Annotated in this window: 13 protein-coding genes and 1 pseudogene; 7 read left to right on the top strand and 7 right to left on the bottom strand. The window is 71.5% G+C overall.

Annotated features, from left to right (window positions below; genetic code table 11):
• Positions 1–92: 92 nt before the first annotated feature.
• The 4 genes and pseudogenes from ACFXG1_RS10695 to ssd all read right to left on the bottom strand — a co-directional run bounded on the left by ACFXG1_RS10695 (position 93) and on the right by ssd (position 3,974).
• Positions 93–863 (bottom strand): type II secretion system F family protein, encoded by a 771-nt coding sequence (locus tag ACFXG1_RS10695; protein WP_384710391.1) that lies wholly within the window; start codon positions 861–863, stop codon positions 93–95.
• Positions 860–1,663: a type II secretion system F family protein gene (locus ACFXG1_RS10690; RefSeq protein WP_384742110.1), complete on the bottom strand. Its 804-nt coding sequence runs from the start codon at positions 1,661–1,663 to the stop codon at positions 860–862. Before ACFXG1_RS10690 ends, ACFXG1_RS10695 begins: the two co-directional genes overlap by 4 nt.
• 47 nt (positions 1,664–1,710) lie before the next feature.
• A pseudogene (locus ACFXG1_RS10685) lies at positions 1,711–2,859 on the bottom strand (TadA family conjugal transfer-associated ATPase); the annotation flags it as partial.
• Positions 2,856–3,974, bottom strand: coding sequence for a septum site-determining protein Ssd (ssd, locus tag ACFXG1_RS10680; RefSeq protein ID WP_384710401.1), 1,119 nt, complete (start codon positions 3,972–3,974; stop codon positions 2,856–2,858). The gene ssd and the pseudogene ACFXG1_RS10685, both read right to left, overlap by 4 nt.
• 467 nt (positions 3,975–4,441) lie before the next feature.
• Between ssd and ACFXG1_RS10675 the strand changes: the two genes are divergently transcribed.
• On the top strand, positions 4,442–5,416 hold the full coding sequence (locus tag ACFXG1_RS10675) for an HAD family hydrolase (RefSeq protein ID WP_384742066.1): 975 nt from the start codon (positions 4,442–4,444) through the stop codon (positions 5,414–5,416).
• A gap of 377 nt (positions 5,417–5,793) precedes the next feature.
• On the opposite strand, the gene ACFXG1_RS10670 is transcribed toward ACFXG1_RS10675, so the two are convergent.
• Positions 5,794–6,633 (bottom strand): oxidoreductase, encoded by an 840-nt coding sequence (locus ACFXG1_RS10670; RefSeq protein WP_384710408.1) that lies wholly within the window; start codon positions 6,631–6,633, stop codon positions 5,794–5,796.
• A 101-nt stretch (positions 6,634–6,734) separates the two neighbouring features.
• On the opposite strand from ACFXG1_RS10670, the gene ACFXG1_RS10665 reads away from it, so the two are divergent.
• The gene (locus tag ACFXG1_RS10665; RefSeq protein WP_384742064.1) at positions 6,735–7,730 is read left to right on the top strand and encodes an ATP-binding protein; all 996 of its coding nucleotides are present in this window, start codon (positions 6,735–6,737) and stop codon (positions 7,728–7,730) included.
• Here ACFXG1_RS10665 and ACFXG1_RS10660 read toward each other — a convergent pair whose 3' ends face one another.
• The gene (locus ACFXG1_RS10660; RefSeq protein ID WP_384742062.1) at positions 7,731–9,170 is read right to left on the bottom strand and encodes a hypothetical protein; all 1,440 of its coding nucleotides are present in this window, start codon (positions 9,168–9,170) and stop codon (positions 7,731–7,733) included.
• Between the two features lie 734 nt (positions 9,171–9,904).
• Here ACFXG1_RS10660 and acs point away from each other — a divergent pair.
• The 5 genes from acs to ACFXG1_RS10635 all read left to right on the top strand — a co-directional run bounded on the left by acs (position 9,905) and on the right by ACFXG1_RS10635 (position 15,901).
• Positions 9,905–11,860 (top strand): acetate--CoA ligase, encoded by a 1,956-nt coding sequence (acs, locus tag ACFXG1_RS10655; protein WP_384720013.1) that lies wholly within the window; start codon positions 9,905–9,907, stop codon positions 11,858–11,860.
• 425 nt (positions 11,861–12,285) lie between these two features.
• The gene (gene nhaA / locus ACFXG1_RS10650) at positions 12,286–13,767 is read left to right on the top strand and encodes a Na+/H+ antiporter NhaA (protein WP_384708321.1); all 1,482 of its coding nucleotides are present in this window, start codon (positions 12,286–12,288) and stop codon (positions 13,765–13,767) included.
• Positions 13,768–13,995: 228 nt separating this feature from the next.
• Positions 13,996–14,463 (top strand): phage holin family protein, encoded by a 468-nt coding sequence (locus tag ACFXG1_RS10645; RefSeq protein WP_384742060.1) that lies wholly within the window; start codon positions 13,996–13,998, stop codon positions 14,461–14,463.
• A 182-nt stretch (positions 14,464–14,645) separates the two neighbouring features.
• On the top strand, positions 14,646–15,575 hold the full coding sequence (locus tag ACFXG1_RS10640; RefSeq protein WP_384708315.1) for an alpha/beta fold hydrolase: 930 nt from the start codon (positions 14,646–14,648) through the stop codon (positions 15,573–15,575).
• A 134-nt stretch (positions 15,576–15,709) separates the two neighbouring features.
• A complete protein-coding gene (locus ACFXG1_RS10635; RefSeq protein WP_384708312.1) occupies positions 15,710–15,901 on the top strand; it encodes a hypothetical protein in 192 nt (63 codons plus the stop codon).
• Positions 15,902–16,023: 122 nt separating this feature from the next.
• Here ACFXG1_RS10635 and ACFXG1_RS10630 read toward each other — a convergent pair whose 3' ends face one another.
• Positions 16,024–17,223 (bottom strand): MarP family serine protease, encoded by a 1,200-nt coding sequence (locus tag ACFXG1_RS10630; protein ID WP_384708343.1) that lies wholly within the window; start codon positions 17,221–17,223, stop codon positions 16,024–16,026.
• Between the last annotated feature and the right edge of the window lie 49 nt (positions 17,224–17,272).

The following is a 17,272-nucleotide window of genomic DNA, read 5'->3' as shown; positions in this document are numbered from 1 at the left end:
ACCGGGGACGGAACGGGAGACGGGACAGGGCGCGGGTGAGAAGTGCTGCGCAGGCCATCGGAAAACTCCTGGGATTCTAGGGTGTTCATGGATCACGGGCGGTCGAGGAGGCCGGCGGCGAGGCCGATGACGATCGGCGCCACCCCGATCGCGAGGAACGCGGGCAGAAAGCACAGGCCCACGGGCGCCGTCACCAGGACCTGGGCCCGGCGGGCGCGGGCCGCGGCCGCCCGGCCCCGTGCGGCGCGCAGCCGGTGGGCCTGCCGGGCGACGGGCTCCGCCGCCGGCGCCCCGGTGGCGTCGGCCCGCTCCAGACAGCGGGCCAGCTCCCGGGCTCCCGGTATCCGGGCGAGCCCGCCCCATGCCCCGGCCGGTTCGCCGCCGAGCCGCAGTTCGGCCGCGGTACGGGTCAGTTGCCCGCCGACCGGGCCGCCCAGGGACTCCCCGACGGCCTCCGCCGCCTCCCGCGGCCCGGCCCCAGCGGCGACACAGGCCGCGAGGAGATCCGCCGCCAGCGGTAGCTGCCGTACCGCCGCGAGGTCCCGACCGCCGGGCCCCCGGTGGCGCCGCCACAAATAGAGGGCACCGGCGGCGACCGCTCCGGCAAGCAGTCCTGCCACCCCTCCGACGAGGACGTATCCCCCGGCAATCGCGCCGAGGGCGCCGAGTGCCGGGCCCCGGCAGCCGGGCGGGATCCGGCCCGCGAGCCGCCTGCCGGTGCGGGGCCGCTCCCGGCCGAGCAGACGCTCGGCGCGCAACCGCCCCCGGCGTTCCCGGCGGGCGGCGAGCACGACCGGGGCGACGGCCCCTGCCGCGACCAGCAGCAGGGCGACCAGTGGCGCCGGGGACGCCGCCGCGCTCACCGGGACCGCCCCCGGCGCACGATCCGCGCGGCCCACCACAGCCCGGCCGCTTCCAGCGCCCCGCCGACCAGCAGGCACAACAGTCCCGCGGGGGTGTGCAGCAGCACTCGCAGCGGCTCGGCGCCCAAGGCGGTCCCCAGGACGAGGACCACGACGGGCAGCAAGGCCAGCAGGGCGACCGTGGAGCGCGCGCCCGCCAGTTGGGCGTCCAGGTCCTCGCGCTGATCGTGTTCGGCCCGCAGAGCGGCCTCCAGCCGGTCGAGACCGGCCGCGAGGCCCGCGCCGCTGCCGACGGCCACGCTCCAGCAGGCCGCCATCCCCGACAGCCCCTGGGCCCCGGGCTCCCCGGCCGCCTCCCGCAGGGCGCGGGGCATGTCCCCGCCGAACCTGGCCGCGGCGACCACCGCGGGTTCCGCGGCTCCCAGCGCCCGCCCGGCCCCGGCGGCGAGCAGCGCGGGACCGGGCTGGAGCCCCGCCCTCAGCTCGGCCGCGACGGAGCCGCACAGGGCGATGACCTCCTCCGCCCGCCGGGCCTTCGCCCGACGCCGCGCCCGGGCCCGCACGCCCCGCCGGACCAGGGGGACCGCCAGCGCCCCCGCGATCAGCGGCAGCGCCGAATCCCCCAGGGCGGCGAGCGCGAGCCCCACCGGCAGGCACAGCCACTCGGGACGCCCGCGCGCCCGGGAGAGCCACGGCCGCCAATCCCACGGCGCGGGCGGCCCCGGCAGCGCGCCGCCGCCCGCGAGCATCAGCCGGGCCCGCCGTGCCCCGCGGGCCCGCCCGCCGGCCGGCAGCAGCATCGCGGCCACCGCGCACAGCACCGCCGCGTGCACCGGTTCGAACAGGCTCACAGCGCACCCCCGACCAGCGCCCGCAGCCGCGGCCAGCCCCGTCCTCGGGCGAAGGCGTCCTCGCCCCGGCGCAGGGCCGGAACCGTGGTCACCAGACCGGCCTCGTCGCGCGCCAGGACGTGGATCTCGGCGATCCGCCGGTGCCCGGCGGGGCCGCGTTCCAGATGGATCACCACATCCAAGGCGGCCGCCAACTGGCTGTGGAGAGCGGCCCGGTCGAGCCCCGCCGCAGTACCGAGCGCTTCGAGACGCGCGGGCACATCGGCCGCGGCGTTCGCGTGGACCGTTCCGCAGCCCCCTTCGTGACCGGTGTTCAGGGCGGCGAGCAATTCGGTGACCTCGGCGCCACGTACCTCCCCCACGACGAGCCGGTCGGGCCGCATCCGCAGCGCCTGCCGGACCAGGTCCCGCAGGGTGACGCGACCGGCGCCCTCCTGGTTGGCGGGGCGGGATTCGAGGCGCACCACATGGGGGTGGTCGGGCCGCAGCTCCGACGAGTCCTCGGCGAGGACGATGCGTTCGCGCTCCCCGACCAGCCCGAGCAGGGTCGACAGCAAGGTGGTCTTGCCCGTACCCGTCCCGCCGCTGATCAGGAACGAGAGCCGGGCCGTGATCAGCGCCGCCAGGATCCGGTCGCCGCCGGGCGGCACCGTGCCCGCGGCCGTCAGCTCGGCCACCGAGAAGGCCCGGGGCCGCGCCACCCGCAGCGACAGACAGGTCGAGCCGACGGCGACCGGCGGGATCACGGCGTGCATCCGCGTCCCGTCGGGCAGCCGGGCGTCCACCCAGGGCCGGGCGTCGTCCAGCCGGCGGCCCGCGACGGCGGCGAGGCGCTGGGCCAGCCGCCGGACGGATGCCGCGTCCGAGAAGGTGACGCCCGTCCGTTCCAGTCCGCGGCCCCGGTCGATCCAGACCCGGTCGGGCGCCGACACCAGTACATCGGTCACGGCCGGGTCGGCCAGCAGCGGCTCCAGCGGCCCGGTGCCCACCAGCTCGCACCGCAGGGACTCCGTCCCGCCGAGGATCTCCGCGTCGCCGAGCAGGGCGCCCTGGGCCCGCAGGGCGGCGGCCACCCGCGCCGGGGTGGGTTCGGCTCCGCTCTCGGCGAGGCGCTGCCGCACCGCGTCCAGCAGTCCCGGGCTCATACGACCACGTCCCCGGCGAAGGCCCGGTCCCAGAAGGCCGTACAGAACCGGGCCAGGGGCCCGTCCGCGGCGCCGGGTGGCACGGACGCGTCCCGGTCCGGGTACGGGTCGGGCCGCCACGGCAGCTCACCGGCGAGGGGCAGCCCGAGCGCGGCGGTGATCCACTCCTCGTCGAGTCCGGTGGCGTACGGCCCGCGGGTGACGATCCGCAGGTCCTTCAGGGCCGGGCCGACGGCCGCCGCCACCCGTCCGGCGGCGGCGACGGCCCTCAGCTCACCGGGGACGACCAGCAGGCCGATGTCCAGCTGGGCGAGTGCCTCGGCCGTGCCCTCGTCGAAACGGCGCGGGAGATCGACGACGACGGCACCGCCGCGCCGCCGGGCCGCGGCGAGCACCGTCCTCATCGCCTCCGGCGGTACGGCGACGGACTCGCCCCGGTCCCAGCTGAGGACCCGCAGCCGGTGCAGTTCGGGCAGGGACTCCTCCAGCGCGCCGCCCGCGACCCGGCCCTTGGAGCCGACGAAATCCGGCCATCGCAGGCCCTCGGCCCGCTCGCCGCCGAGGAGGATGTCGATCCCGCCGCCGAGCGGATCGCCGTCGACCAGCACGGCGCGCACCCCGGTCCGTGCCGCGCGGACCGCCAGCGCGCAGGCGAGGGTGGAGGCCCCGGCGCCGCCCCGGCCGCCGACGACGCCGACCGTCAGCGCCTGCCGCCCGACACCCTCCACGACATCGGCGATCCGTCCGACCAGCCAGCCCTCCGCCTCCGGCAGCCGCAGGACGGAGTCGGCGCCGATCTCCACCGCGTGCCGCCAGACCTCGGAACCGACGAATTCGGCGTGGTCCCCGCGGCCCCTGAGCACGAGCAGCACCCCGCCGCGGCGCGTGGCGCCCCGGCAGCGCGCCGCCGCGTCGTCCCCGACTAGCACCAGCGGGGCGTCCTCCCAGCCCCCTCCGCGCTCGGGCACCCGGTGGTGGACTTCCGGCTCGGCCCCGGCCGCGGCGCACAGCCGCAGCAGATCGTCGAGCAGTTCCACGTCCTCGGTGACGATCAGAGGGCCCGCCCCGCGCCCTTCGGCGCCCGGCCGCCGATGCGGTGTATGAGATCCGGCCACGCTCTTCACCCCTTGATTGCCGCGACCCCGCAGCGATACGGGATCGGCGATTCCTGAACCCGCGAACTACGCGGGTGGAATCACGGTCCGGCACACCGGAAAAACGTGTGGATCTTGCTCAAAAACTGTGGACAACTCACCACTTGTGAATAACTCGGTCGCCCATACCGGTGACTCCCCCTCCGCACCTCTTCCATCACGCACAGTGACGATGCAGAGTGGTCGGAGACGCGCACCGCCGAGGCGGGCGAGAGGGGAGGATCGGCGCGATGGATCTTGCCGTAGCGAGAAAACCCGTCCGGACATGCGACGACCCCCGCCGGGGGGGAGAGCGGGGGTCGCCTCTCCGGCCGACTCGGGGGGGGGGAGGAGCCGGACCGGGTTAGCACGGTCGCGAACGATCCGTGACTTCCATGGTGTACCCGAGAGCCTTCTCAGGCAAACCCACACGCCGGGGCGTACGCCGAATGGAGGCCACCTATGCTCGGGGCGTGGAAAACCACTCCTTGCCCCGCACAGCCGCGTTCTTTGACCTGGACAAGACGGTCATTGCGAAGTCTTCGACGCTGACCTTCAGCAAGTCCTTCTACCACGGCGGTCTGATCAACCGCCGGGCCGTACTGCGGACCGCGTATGCCCAGTTCGTCTTTCTCGCGGGCGGCGCCGACCACGACCAGATGGAGCGGATGCGCGAGTATCTCTCCGCCCTCTGCAAGGGCTGGAACGTCCAGCAGGTGAAGGAGCTCGTCGCCGAGACCCTTCATGAGCTGATCGACCCGATCATCTACGACGAAGCCGCCTCCCTCATCGAAGAGCACCACAACGCGGGCCGCGACGTGGTCATCGTCTCGACCTCCGGCGCCGAGGTCGTCGAGCCCATCGGAGAGCTGCTCGGCGCCGACCGGGTGGTCGCCACCCGGATGGCGGTCGGCGACGACGGCTGCTTCACCGGCGAAGTCGAGTACTACGCCTACGGCCCGACAAAGGCGGAAGCCATCCGGGAACTGGCGGAGTCCGAGGGATACGACCTCTCCCGGTGTTACGCCTACAGCGATTCCGTCACCGACCTTCCGATGCTGGAGTCCGTCGGCCATCCGTACGCGGTCAATCCCGGCCGGTCGCTCCGCCGCGAGGCCACCGCCCGGGACTGGCCGGTTCTGGTCTTCAACCGGCCGGTCCGGCTGAAGCAGCGACTGCCCGCCCTGTCGATGCCACCGCGCCCCGCGCTGGTGGCGGCGGCGGCCGTGGGCGCGGCCGCGGCGACCGCCGGGCTCGTCTGGTACGCCAGCCGCCGCCGGAGCGCCACTCGCACGGCCCTGTCCGCCGGCACCCTTACGGCCGCCGCCCGTGTCATCGCCCAGACCACCGGCAGTACCGGTGGCATCGGCAGTACCGGTGGCATCGGCGACACCAGCAGCACCGACCGCTTTCTCCCTATTTGAAGGTAAAAGTAAAGAAGTGCAGCCAGGGGTTCCGCTTCCCATCACCCTGGAGTACAAAGGATTCAACGGCCCGCGAGACCAAGGACATCCGAAAGGATCACCTAAGAGAACGCAGAAAAGGCCCCACGGACCGCGTATGAAAACCGGGCACCCACGCGACGTCGACCCGTCGAATACGGGCCAGCCGCACCAGGTGAGGGCAGAAGTTCCCGGCCTGATGGGCGCATCATCGAGGACGCTTGGTAACCCGGCGGACATGCCAGCGGCGGTACCGGAACCGGTACCGCCGCAACCCTTTTCCGGCCCCGCGATTCCTGCGGGCCCCGCGAGCCCTACAGTCGTCCGGCCGACCCTAAGGCCGCCCGGCCCTCTCGCCGTCAGGCCGCTCCGCGCTGGAGCGCCTCGCAGACCGCCGTGGACTCGCGCACTCCCAGCTCCACCGCCCGTCCGCAGTGGACGATCCAGGCGGCCATCCCCTCCGGGGTCCCGGACAGATAGCCCTCCAGCGCCCGCGCGTAGGCCTCGCGGCCCAGCTCGGCGTGTCCGACCTCCGCCGGGCAGATCGCCTTCGGGTCGAGACCGCTGCCGATCAGGACGATCCGCTCCGCCGTCCGGGCCACCAGACCGTTGTGCGAACCGAAGGGACGCAGCGCCAGCAGCTCGCCGTGCACCACGGCCGCGTTCACCAGCGCCGGGGCGGATCCACCCGCCACGATCAGCCCGGCCAGCCCTTCCAGACGGCCGTTCACCTCGGCGGCGTCCGGCAGCACCGCCGTCACCAGCGGCTCGTCCGCCCGCTCCCCCGCCAGTCGCGGCCTGCCCACGGTGCCGTCGTCCGTCACACCACCGGCCGCGACCAGGTGCAGCCGGGCCAGCACCCGCAGCGGCGACTGCCGCCAGACCGACAGCAGTTGGCCCGCCTCCGCAGTCAGCCGCAGCGCCGCGCCGACCGTCCTGGCCTCGGGGTCCGCGCCGAAGTCCGTCCGCCTGCGGACCTCCTCAAGCGCCCAGTCGGCGCCGGAGAGCGCCGCCGAGCCCCGGGCCCCGCGCAGCGCGGCCTCCGACGTCACCTCGGCACTGCGCCGCCGCATGATCCGGTGTCCGTACCCCCGGTCGACCGCCTTGCGCATGGAGGCCACGGCCTCCGGAACGCCCGGCAGTGCGCCGAGGGCCGCGAGCGGATCGGTCGAGGGGGCGGGCGTGGCGTTCGTCCTCATAGAGGGGAGGCTACGCGCCCCCGGCGTACGTCCCTCCTTGGAGTGGTCTTCTTCACCTGGCTTGACAACAGGGGGCGACCTCAGCACTACCCTAGGTGAACATGAAGATCGCTTTCGTAGGGAAGGGCGGCAGCGGCAAGACCACGCTGTCCTCCCTCTTCATCCGGCAACTGGCCGCGGGCGGGGCACCCGTCGTCGCGGTGGACGCCGATATCAACCAGCACCTGGGGACGGCCCTCGGGCTCGACGAGGAGGAGGCCGCGGCACTGCCCGCCATGGGCGCCCGACTGCCGTTGATCAAGGACTACCTCCGGGGTTCGAACCCCCGGATCGCCTCCGCCGCCACCATGATCAAGACCACTCCTCCCGGCGAGGGCTCGCGGCTGCTGCGCGTCCGTGAGGAGAACCCCGTCTACGACGCCTGCGCCCGCCCGGTGCGGCTCGACGACGCCGGGATCCGGCTGATGGTGACCGGCCCCTTCACCGAATCCGACCTGGGCGTGGCCTGCTACCACTCCAAAGTCGGCGCGGTCGAGTTGTGCCTCAACCATCTCGTCGACGGCCGTGACGAGTACGTCGTGGTCGATATGACCGCGGGTTCGGACTCGTTCGCCTCGGGCATGTTCACCCGGTTCGATATGACCTTCCTGGTCGCCGAGCCGACCCGGAAGGGCGTATCGGTCTACCGCCAGTACAAGGAGTACGCGCGCGACTTCGGCGTCGCGCTCAAGGTCGTCGGCAACAAGGTGCAGGGCGAGGACGACCTCGACTTCCTCCGCGCCGAGGTGGGCGACGACCTGCTGGTCACCATCGGCCACTCGGACTGGGTCCGGGCGATGGAGAAGGGCCGCCCCCGGCCGTTCGACCAGCTGGAGGCGGAGAACCGTGCCGCGCTGGAGACGCTGTCGACGGCCGTGGCGGAGACCTACGAGCGACGCGACTGGGAGCGGTACACCCGCCAGATGGTCCACTTCCATCTGAGGAACGCGGAGAGCTGGGGCAACGCGAAGACGGGCGCCGACCTGGCGGCCCAGGTCGACCCCGCCTTCGTACTGGGGGAGAACCCCGCGGACGTCAGCGCGCCGCTGCCGGCCTGATCACCGCTGCCGGGCCGCTGCCGCGAGTGCGCCGGAGGACTCGGACTCCCGCGTTCCGGCCCCGGCCCGGCCACCCGACGCCGACTCCGACTTCGACTCCGACTCGGACTCCGACTCGGCGTCCTGCCCGGTTCCCGAGCCCGCACCGGAGGCACCGGCCTCGGTGCCGGGCTCGACACCGGAATCCTCCTCGGTACCGGGTCCGGCGGGCCTGCCCGCCGGACCCGCCTTCCGCGCCGTAAGGAAGGCGGGCCACCCCGCCTTGGGCGCCTCACCGACCGGAAGCGACCGCAGCTTGGCGATCACCTTCGGGTCCTGGGCGTCCAGCCAGTCCGCGAGCTGCTTGAAGGACACGCACTCGACGTCCTTCTTCACACAGACGGTCGCGATGGTGTCCTCGATGGCTCGCATGTACGTGCCACCGTTCCACGACTCGAAGTGGTTGCCGATGATCAGCGGCGCCCGGTTGCCGTTGTAGGCCCGGTCGAACGCCTGCACGAGCCCGTCGCGCATCTGGTTGCCCCAGTACTCGTGCTGCGCGGGGTCGCCCTTGACCGTGCCGGACTGATTGACCATGAAGTTGTAGTCCATGGAGAGCGTCTCGAAGCCGCGGCCCGGGAACGGGACCATCTGAAGCCCCAGATCCCACACGCCCAGCTCCTTCTCGGGCCAGATCTGGTCGTTGATCCCGCTGGTGTCGTAGCGGAAGCCCAGCTCACTGGCCGCCTTCACAAAGTTCTTGCGGCCTTCGAGACAGGGCGTACGGGCGCCGACCAGCTCCTTGTCGTAGTCGAAGGGGAGCGATGCCTGGTCCTTCAGACCGGAGTTCGTACGCCAGTTCTTCACAAAGGACTTGGCCTGGTTGATCTCGCTCTTCCAGTCCTCGACCGACCAGCTGTCGCCGCCCTCCGGCCCGCAGAAGTGACCGTTGAAGTGGGTACCGACCTCGTTGCCCTCCTGCCAGGCGCCCCGCAGCTCGCGCACGGTGTCCTTGATGCCCTGGAGGTCGTTGAAGCCGATGTCCGAGCGGCCCGCGGCATGCTTCGGCGGCAGATAGAGGGAAGCTTTCTCCTCGGGCAGCAGATAGACCCCGCTGAGGAAGTACGTCATCGTCATGCCGTATTTCCGGCCGACGGACCGGAAGTGGGAGAAGAGCTTCTGGCTGTCCTCGCCCGCCCCGTCCCAGGAGAAGACCACGAACTGGGGCGGCTTCTGACCGGGCTTCAGCCGCTTGGCCTTGAGCTGCTTCGGCTGGGCTCCGGTGTACGCGGTCGAACCGTCGCCGATCAGCTGGGGCGCGGCCTTGGGCGCGGGCGCCTTCTTCGCGCCGGGCGCGCCCTCCTTCGCGGACGGGTCGCCGGAGAGGGAGCAGCCCGCCAGCCCCGCGATCAGCGCCGTGGCCACCGCACCGACGGCGACCCTCTGTGTGGCGGCCTTCATCCGCCCACCCACTTTCATATGACTTTGTGTTTTTACTATCGGTTTCTACCGATTCGACAAAGTCGCACCGCGATGACGGATGGCCTTCAATGACGGGCCGCATTAAGCGCATTAATCACTGGAACGAGTGAAAGCTTGATCCATATGCCAGGATTGCCCGACCTTGATCTTCACTCTCCATTACGATCAATCCACTGAGAGTTGAGGGCCCTTCCGGATCCTCCTTGCCGCATCCCGCCACCGCACGCCGTGGCTCACGGCCGCGCCCCCCATCCGCGACCGCGCCGCCCCGGAGGAGACGGGAACCCATGCCCGCCGGTACGGGTGGCACGGGACGAACCGGCCCGGCTCGCCCGAGAAGGGCACCGGCCCGGCTCGCCCGGAAGGACAGCGGGCCTCCCAGCCCTTTCTCACCTGCGCCGATTCCCGCCCCCACCGGAACAGCGCCAAGGCGTTGAACCGGAGCCGTCCCGGGGCCGTGCAGAGGTGTAACGGCCCCTCCTTCCCGCCGCCCGGGGAGGAGGGTTCGTCCGATTCACACCGACACGCCCATCCTCACCTGGCGTTTTCCCGCCGCGATGGACAACACCCCCGCAGAGCCGGGCGAAATCCGGCCCCGCACCCCAACAGGTCTAAACCATTTACCCGAAGGCTCTTGTCACCCGGGCCCGTGGCTGATGAGCTATGGCCCGGGACACACAGGTATTGAGGACGCCCTGGGAAAGGGAGATGTCGTGAGCAACGAGAGCCTGGCCAACCTGCTGCGTGAGGAGCGGCGGTTCGCGCCGCCCGCCGCGCTGAGCAAGGACGCCAATGTCACGGCCGAGGCCTATGCGCAGGCCGACGCCGACCGGCTCGGCTTCTGGGCCGAGCAGGCTCGCAGGCTCACCTGGGCCACCGAGCCGACGGAGACACTGGACTGGAGCAATCCGCCCTTCGCCAAGTGGTTCGCGGACGGCAAGCTGAATGTCGCCTACAACTGCGTCGACCGCCATGTCGAGGCCGGTCACGGCGACCGGGTCGCGATCCACTTCGAGGGCGAGCCCGGCGACGGCCGTACGGTCACCTACGCCCAGCTCAAGGACGAGGTCTCCCGGGCGGCCAACGCCCTGACCGAACTGGGCGTCGGCAAGGGCGACCGGGTCGCCGTCTATCTGCCGATGATCCCCGAGGCCGTGGTCGCGATGCTGGCCTGTGCCCGGATCGGCGCCGCGCACTCCGTGGTCTTCGGCGGCTTCTCGGCCGACGCGGTCGCCTCCCGGATCCAGGACGCCGACGCGAAGCTCGTGATCACCGCCGACGGCGGCTACCGTCGCGGCAAGCCGAGCGCGCTCAAGCCCGCCATCGACGAGGCGCTGACCAAGTGCCCGCAGGTCGAGCACGTCCTGGTGGTCCGGCGGACCGGCGAGGACACCGCCGTCACCGAGGGCCGCGACGTGTGGTGGCACGACATCGTGGACCGCCAGTCCGCCGAGCACACCCCCGAGGCGTTCGAGGCCGAGAACCCCCTGTTCATCCTCTACACCTCCGGCACCACCGGGAAGCCGAAGGGCATCCTGCACACCTCCGGCGGCTATCTCACCCAGACGGCCTACACCCATCACGCCGTCTTCGACCTCAAGCCGGAGACCGACGTCTACTGGTGTACGGCCGACATCGGCTGGGTCACCGGCCACTCGTACATCGTGTACGGGCCGCTGGCCAACGGCGCGACGCAGGTGATCTACGAGGGCACCCCCGACACCCCCCACCAGGGGCGCTTCTGGGAGATCGTCCAGAAGTACGGCGTCACCATCCTCTACACCGCGCCGACCGCGATCCGGACGTTCATGAAGTGGGGCGACGACATCCCCGCCAAGTTCGACCTGTCCAGCCTGCGCGTCCTCGGCTCGGTCGGTGAGCCGATCAACCCCGAGGCATGGGTCTGGTACCGGGAGCACATCGGCGGCGGCCGGGCGCCCATCGTGGACACCTGGTGGCAGACCGAGACCGGCGCGATGATGATCTCCCCGCTGCCGGGGGTCACCGAGACCAAGCCCGGTTCCGCGCAGCGCGCGCTGCCCGGTATCTCCGCGACCGTCGTCGACGACGAGGCGAACGAGGTACCGAACGGCGGTGGCGGCTATCTGGTGCTCACCGAGCCGTGGCCGTCGATGCTCCGCACCATCTGGGGCGACGACCAGCGCTTCATCGACACCTACTGGTCCCGTTTCGAGGGCAAGTACTTCGCGGGTGACGGCGCGAAGAAGGACGACGACGGCGATATCTGGCTGCTCGGCCGGGTCGACGACGTCATGCTCGTCTCCGGCCACAACATCTCCACCACCGAGGTCGAGTCCGCCCTCGTCTCCCACCCCAAGGTCGCCGAGGCGGCGGTCGTGGGCGCGGCGGACGAGACGACCGGCCAGGCCATCGTCGCCTTCGTGATCCTGCGGGGTTCGGCGTCCGAGGACGAGAACCTCGTCGCCGAACTGCGCAACCACGTCGGTACGACCCTCGGCCCGATCGCCAAGCCCAAGCGGGTCCTGCCGGTCGCCGAGCTGCCGAAGACCCGCTCCGGCAAGATCATGCGCCGGCTGCTCCGCGATGTCGCCGAGAACCGTCAGCTCGGCGATGTCACGACGCTCACCGACTCCTCGGTGATGGATCTGATCCAGACGAAGCTGCCGAGCGCGGCCTCCGAGGACTGAGCAGGCCCCGGCGTCGTACCGCCGGGGTCGTCACCGCGTCATGGGCGGTGGCCCGCACTCTCACGGGGTGCGGGCCACCGCCCATACGGTTGTTGCGCCTTCAACAGCGCCGTACTCATGACTCCGTCCGCACAACTCGCACGCACAACTCGTACGGATAACTCGCCCGGACAGCTCGTCCGCAAAACTCCGCATACGGCCCGGCACACAGCGCTCCGCAGACAGCTCCGCACGTCCCGCTCCACCGCCTCCGACGTGCGGAAAGTCCATAAAGTCCTAGAGTGGGAGGACGCCGGATCCTCCCATTGCGCGCTTGGGTAAGGTAGGGGCCGCGTCAACGACGCGACAAGAAAACCTAGGTGCGCCGGGAAGTCTGGTCGGCATGTGCTTCGCCCTGCCCGACCGACCACCGGAGGTTCTCCGACATGCCCGCGCCGACGCCCAGCCCCCGTAAGTTCCTCGGACGTCTCTCCCTGCCCGAGCGCACCTTCGTGGTGGACGCCCTGCGGACCGAGACCGTCGGCGGCGTTCTGCTCCTGGTGGCCGCCGTCGCCGCGTTGATCTGGGCGAATTCCCCCCTGGGCGACAGCTATGAGGCCGTACGCGACTTCCACATAGGCCCGGGGTCCCTCGGCCTCGACCTGTCGCTCCAGCACTGGGCCGCCGACGGACTCCTCGCGATCTTCTTCTTCGTCGCCGGGATCGAGCTGAAACGCGAACTCGTCGCCGGTGAGCTGAGCGACCCCAAGGCCGCCGCGCTCCCCGTCATCGCCGCGATCTGCGGTATGGCCGTCCCGGCCCTCGTCTACTTCGTCACCGTCACCGCGGGCGGCGGCTCCACCAAGGGCTGGGCGGTCCCCACCGCCACGGACATCGCCTTCGCCCTCGCCGTACTCGCCGTCATCGGCACCTCGTTGCCGTCGGCCCTGCGCGCCTTCCTGCTCACGCTCGCCGTCGTCGACGACCTCTTCGCGATCATGATTATCGCGATCTTCTTCACCAGCGATCTGAACTTCGCCGCCCTCGGCGGTTCGGCGATCGGCCTCGCCGTCTTCTGGCTACTGCTCCGCAAGGGCGTCCGCGGCTGGTACGTCTACGTACCGCTGGCCCTGGTGATCTGGGGTCTGATGTACAACAGCGGCGTCCACGCCACCATCGCCGGCGTCGCGATGGGCCTGATGCTCCGCTGCAGCCGCCGCGAGGGCGAGAAGCACTCCCCCGGCGAGCACATCGAACATCTGGTACGCCCGGTTTCCGCGGGTTTCGCCGTACCCCTCTTCGCCCTGTTCTCGGCCGGTGTCCTGCTCTCCGGTGGTGCGATCGGAAAGGTCTTCACCGAACCGGAGGCCCTGGGCGTGGTCCTCGGTCTGGTACTCGGCAAGGCCCTCGGCGTCTTCGGCGGCACCTGGCTCGCGGCCCGCTTCACCCGGGCCGAGCTGAACGAGGACCTGGCCTGGCCGGACGTCTTCGCGGTCGCCACCCTCGCGGGCATAGGGTTCACGGTCTCCCTCCTCATCGGCGAACTCGCCTTCGCCGGCGACCCGGCCCTCACCGACTCGGTCAAGGCGGCGGTGCTGGTCGGGTCGCTGATCGCGGCCGTATTCGCGGCCGTCCTGCTGAAGCTGCGGGTCCGCAAGTACCGGGAGCTGTACGAGGCCGAGGAGCGCGACGAGGACGAGGACGGCATTCCGGACGTCTATGAACTGGAGAACCCCGCGTACCACCTGCGGATGGCGGAGATCCACGAACGGAAGGCAGCCGAGCACCGGCGGCTGGCCCGGGTCGCGGCCGGATCCGCGGACGAACACGCGCCCGAGCACGGGTCCTCGCCCCGGCCCGAGTCCGGGGCGACGTCCGCGTCCGAGCCCGGGTCATCGTCCACGTCCGGGCCCGAGCACGGGTCCTGAACCCGATCGGGTCCGTTACGCGCCCGGGTGTCGCCGGCCCCGCCGCGGGTACCCGTACCGGCATCCGTACCGATACCGGTACGGCCCCGGAGGCGGGCGCGGCGGGCGACGGCACGGCTCCGGGGCCGGGGGCGTCGCGCGCCGACGGCGGTGGTCCGGCATGATCTGATGGCGGACTCCGGACCCACCGGGCTCCGGAAGACACGGGAAGCACAAGAGGGAGCAGCGATGAGCGACCCCGGCAGCGGTGCCGAGCGCAGTATCGGTCAGCTGGTCGCATCGGCGACCGCGGAGATGTCGGCGCTGGTGCACGATGAGATCGCGCTGGCGAAGGCGGAACTCCGGCAGGACGTGAAGCGCGGCGCCACGGGGGCGATCGCCTTCGTCGTCGCCGGTGTGTTCCTGCTGTTCTCACTGCCCGTGTTCAGCTTCGCGGCGGCGTACGGCATCCACAATCTGGGGCTCGGCCTGGCCTGGTCGTTCCTGATCGTGGGCGGGGCGTACGTCGTCCTCGCCGCCCTGCTGTCGCTGCTGGCGATCGCCAAGTTCAAGAAGGTCAAGCCGCCGGAGAAGTCCATCGCGTCGGCGAAGCAGACGGCCGCCGTCCTGCAGAACGTCAAGCCGCATCCGCGGCTGGAGAAGGAGCGGGTGCCGGAGCTTCCGGCCGGGGTCGAGCGGGCGCTGGCCGAGCGCTGACCTGGCGCACCGCCCCCGAGCGCCGGCGCGACCCGGGCGACACCACCCCGCCCGAGCACTGCCCCGCCGCGCCCACTCCTGTCGCCCTGTGCCCCTGTAGCCCCTGCCCTCACTCCCTTGTCCGCCGTTCGGGTGAAGGGCGCGGGCGGCATCGCGCCCGCCGGTGTGGCACGCTCATGAGCATGACGGCCCCTGACTCCGGTTCCGGCAGCCCCGTACGCATCGACGGTCCCTGGACCCATCGCGATGTGGCGGCCAACGGTGCCCGCTTCCACATCGCCGAGATGGGTGACGGGCCGCTGGTACTGCTGCTGCACGGGTTCCCGCAGTTCTGGTGGTCCTGGCGGCATCAGCTCCCGGCGCTCGCCGACGCCGGTTTCCGGGCGGTGGCGATGGATCTGCGGGGCGTCGGCGGCAGCGACCGTACGCCCCGCGGATACGACCCCGCCAACCTCGCGCTCGACATCACGGGTGTGGTGCGGTCGCTGGGCGAGCCTGACGCGGCCCTGGTCGGCCATGACCTGGGTGGCTATCTGGCGTGGACGGCCGCGGTGATGCGGCCGAAGCTGGTGCGCAGGCTCGCGGTCTGTTCGATGCCGCATCCCCGGCGGTGGCGTTCGGCGATGCTCTCCGACTTCGCGCAGACCCGCGCCGGTTCGTACGTCTGGGGCTTCCAGCGCCCCTGGATCCCGGAGCGCAGGCTGGTCGCGGACGACGCGGCGCTGGTGGGCGAGCTGATCACCGACTGGTCGGGGCCGAAGCCGCCGGACGAGATCGTGCTGGACACCTACCGCAGGGCGATGGCGATCCCGTCGACCGCGCACTGCTCGATCGAGCCGTACCGCTGGATGGTGCGGTCGATGGCGCGGCCGGACGGCATCCAGTTCAACCGGCGGATGAAGCGGCCCGTCCGGGTGCCGACGCTCCATCTGCACGGGTCGCTGGATCCGGCGATGCGGACCCGCAGCGCGGCGGGTTCCGGCCAGTATGTGGAGGCTCCGTACCGCTGGCGGCTCTTCGAGGGGCTCGGTCACTTTCCCCACGAGGAGGACCCGGTGGCCTTCTCCACCGAGCTGATCGGCTGGTTGAAGGACCCGGAACCGGACCGTTAGGACGGTCCCGGCCGCCCCGACGGGGGGTGTCGCGCCGGTTGGGGGGCGTACGGAGAACCATGTGCCCCACGCATAGGCCAATTGGCGGCCTCGGGCACGGTTACCGACCTTGGGCCCCGGGCAGACGTCCCGGTATGGGCTGGACGTACGACTATGGCGACGTGACGCGCGACCGTCGCCCGGCCGGTGGGCCGGGCTCCCCTGACACCGATGGTCCACGGGGCCGGGGTCATCATGGCCGCTCCCCACAGGGCATCGGCATCCCGCGGATCCTGCGGCGGCGGGCGCGCTGGGTGTCGGCCCGGCTGCGGCACACCCGCGGCTGACACCCCGTCGGACACCCGTCCTGCACACCCGTCCGGGCACCTGTCGGGTCACCTGTCGGGCGTCCGGCCGGATCCCGGTGCTTCCGCGCCGGCCCGCGCGGGAGCACCTCTGGAGCCCGTAGCTAGAGCGCGCAGCCGTCCGTGTCGACTTGGCTGTGGGCCGCCAGACCGACCTTGATGTCCTCGGCGATCTCGTCCACGGTCAGCGCGTATCCGGTGTTCTTGTCGTCGAGGGAGCGGGCGAAGATGACGCCGTACACCTCGCCTTCGGGGGTGAGCAGCGGTCCGCCCGAGTTCCCCTGGCGGACGGTCGCGAAGAGCGAGTACACATCGCGGTGGACGGTGCCCCGGCGGTAGATGTCGGGTCCATCCGCGTCGATACGGCCCCGGACCCGCGCCGAGCGGACGTCGTACGCGCCGTTCTCCGGGAAGCCCGCGACGATCGCGCTGTCCCCGCTGCGGGCGTCGGCGTCGGCGAACCGCAGCGGCTCGGCGCGGAGTCCCGGCACGTCCAGAACGGCGATGTCGCGGCGCCAGTCGTAGAGGACGACCTTGGCGTCGTACAGCTTGCCCTCGCCGCCTATCTGCACGGTCGGCTCGTCGACCCCTCCGACGACGTGGGCGTTCGTCATGACGCGCCGTTCGCCGAAGACGAAGCCGGTGCCTTCGAGGACCTTGCTGCAGCTGTTCGCCGTGCCGACGACCTTGACGATGGACTTCTTCGCGCGGGCGACGACAGGGCTGCCGGCGAGCGCCGGGTCGGGCGGGCGGACTTCCTTGATGGGCTCGTTCGAGAACGGGCTGAAGACCTGGGGGAAACCGTTCTGGGCGAGGGCCCCGGAGAAGTCGTCGAAGAGGCCGGACGCCTCCTCCGGCATCACCGTGGAGACCCCGTGCAGCACCTTCGATGTACGGACCTGCTTGCCGAGGGTCGGCAGGGTGGTGCCCGCGAGCGCCGAGCCGATCAGCCAGGCGACCAGCAGCATGGCGACCACGTTGACCAGCGCGCCGCCGGTGGCGTCCAGGGCGCGCACGGGTGTCCAGGTGATGTGGCGGCGCAGTTTGCCGCCGAGATGGGTGGTGAAGGCCTGGCCCACGGAGGCGCAGACGATCACGACGATGACGAAGACGACGACGGCGGGGGTGGACACCTCGGAATCGTCGGTCAGCCAGTTCCAGAGCACGGGCAGGGCGTAGACGGCGGCCAGACCGCCGCCCAGGAAGCCGATCACGGAGAGGATGCCGACGACGAAACCTTGCCGATAGCCGACGATCGCGAACCAAACAGCAGCGATCAGCAGCAGGATGTCCAGCACGTTCACCGTCATTTGCCTCGCAGTCGCGGTCGCGGTCTCGGTCGTCGTCTTGGTC

Origin of the sequence: Streptomyces sp. NPDC059248 (genome assembly GCF_042753905.1) — a bacterium.
GTDB lineage: Bacteria > Actinomycetota > Actinomycetes > Streptomycetales > Streptomycetaceae > Streptomyces.
The sequence above is the reverse complement of the archived record's forward strand: the minus strand, read 5'-3'. Positions and strand labels throughout refer to the sequence as shown.

Coding starts and splice junctions, on each gene's coding strand:
- ACFXG1_RS10665 (WP_384742064.1), top strand. CDS start 6,735: ATGAAGATCGCTTTCGTAGGGAAGGGCGGCAGCGGCAAGACCACGCTG.
- nhaA (WP_384708321.1), top strand. CDS start 12,286: ATGCCCGCGCCGACGCCCAGCCCCCGTAAGTTCCTCGGACGTCTCTCC.
- ACFXG1_RS10640 (WP_384708315.1), top strand. CDS start 14,646: ATGACGGCCCCTGACTCCGGTTCCGGCAGCCCCGTACGCATCGACGGT.
- ACFXG1_RS10660 (WP_384742062.1), bottom strand. CDS start 9,170: ATGAAGGCCGCCACACAGAGGGTCGCCGTCGGTGCGGTGGCCACGGCG.
- ACFXG1_RS10645 (WP_384742060.1), top strand. CDS start 13,996: ATGAGCGACCCCGGCAGCGGTGCCGAGCGCAGTATCGGTCAGCTGGTC.
- ACFXG1_RS10675 (WP_384742066.1), top strand. CDS start 4,442: ATGGAGGCCACCTATGCTCGGGGCGTGGAAAACCACTCCTTGCCCCGC.
- ACFXG1_RS10690 (WP_384742110.1), bottom strand. CDS start 1,663: ATGCTGCTGCCGGCCGGCGGGCGGGCCCGCGGGGCACGGCGGGCCCGG.
- ACFXG1_RS10635 (WP_384708312.1), top strand. CDS start 15,710: ATGGGCTGGACGTACGACTATGGCGACGTGACGCGCGACCGTCGCCCG.
- ACFXG1_RS10670 (WP_384710408.1), bottom strand. CDS start 6,633: ATGAGGACGAACGCCACGCCCGCCCCCTCGACCGATCCGCTCGCGGCC.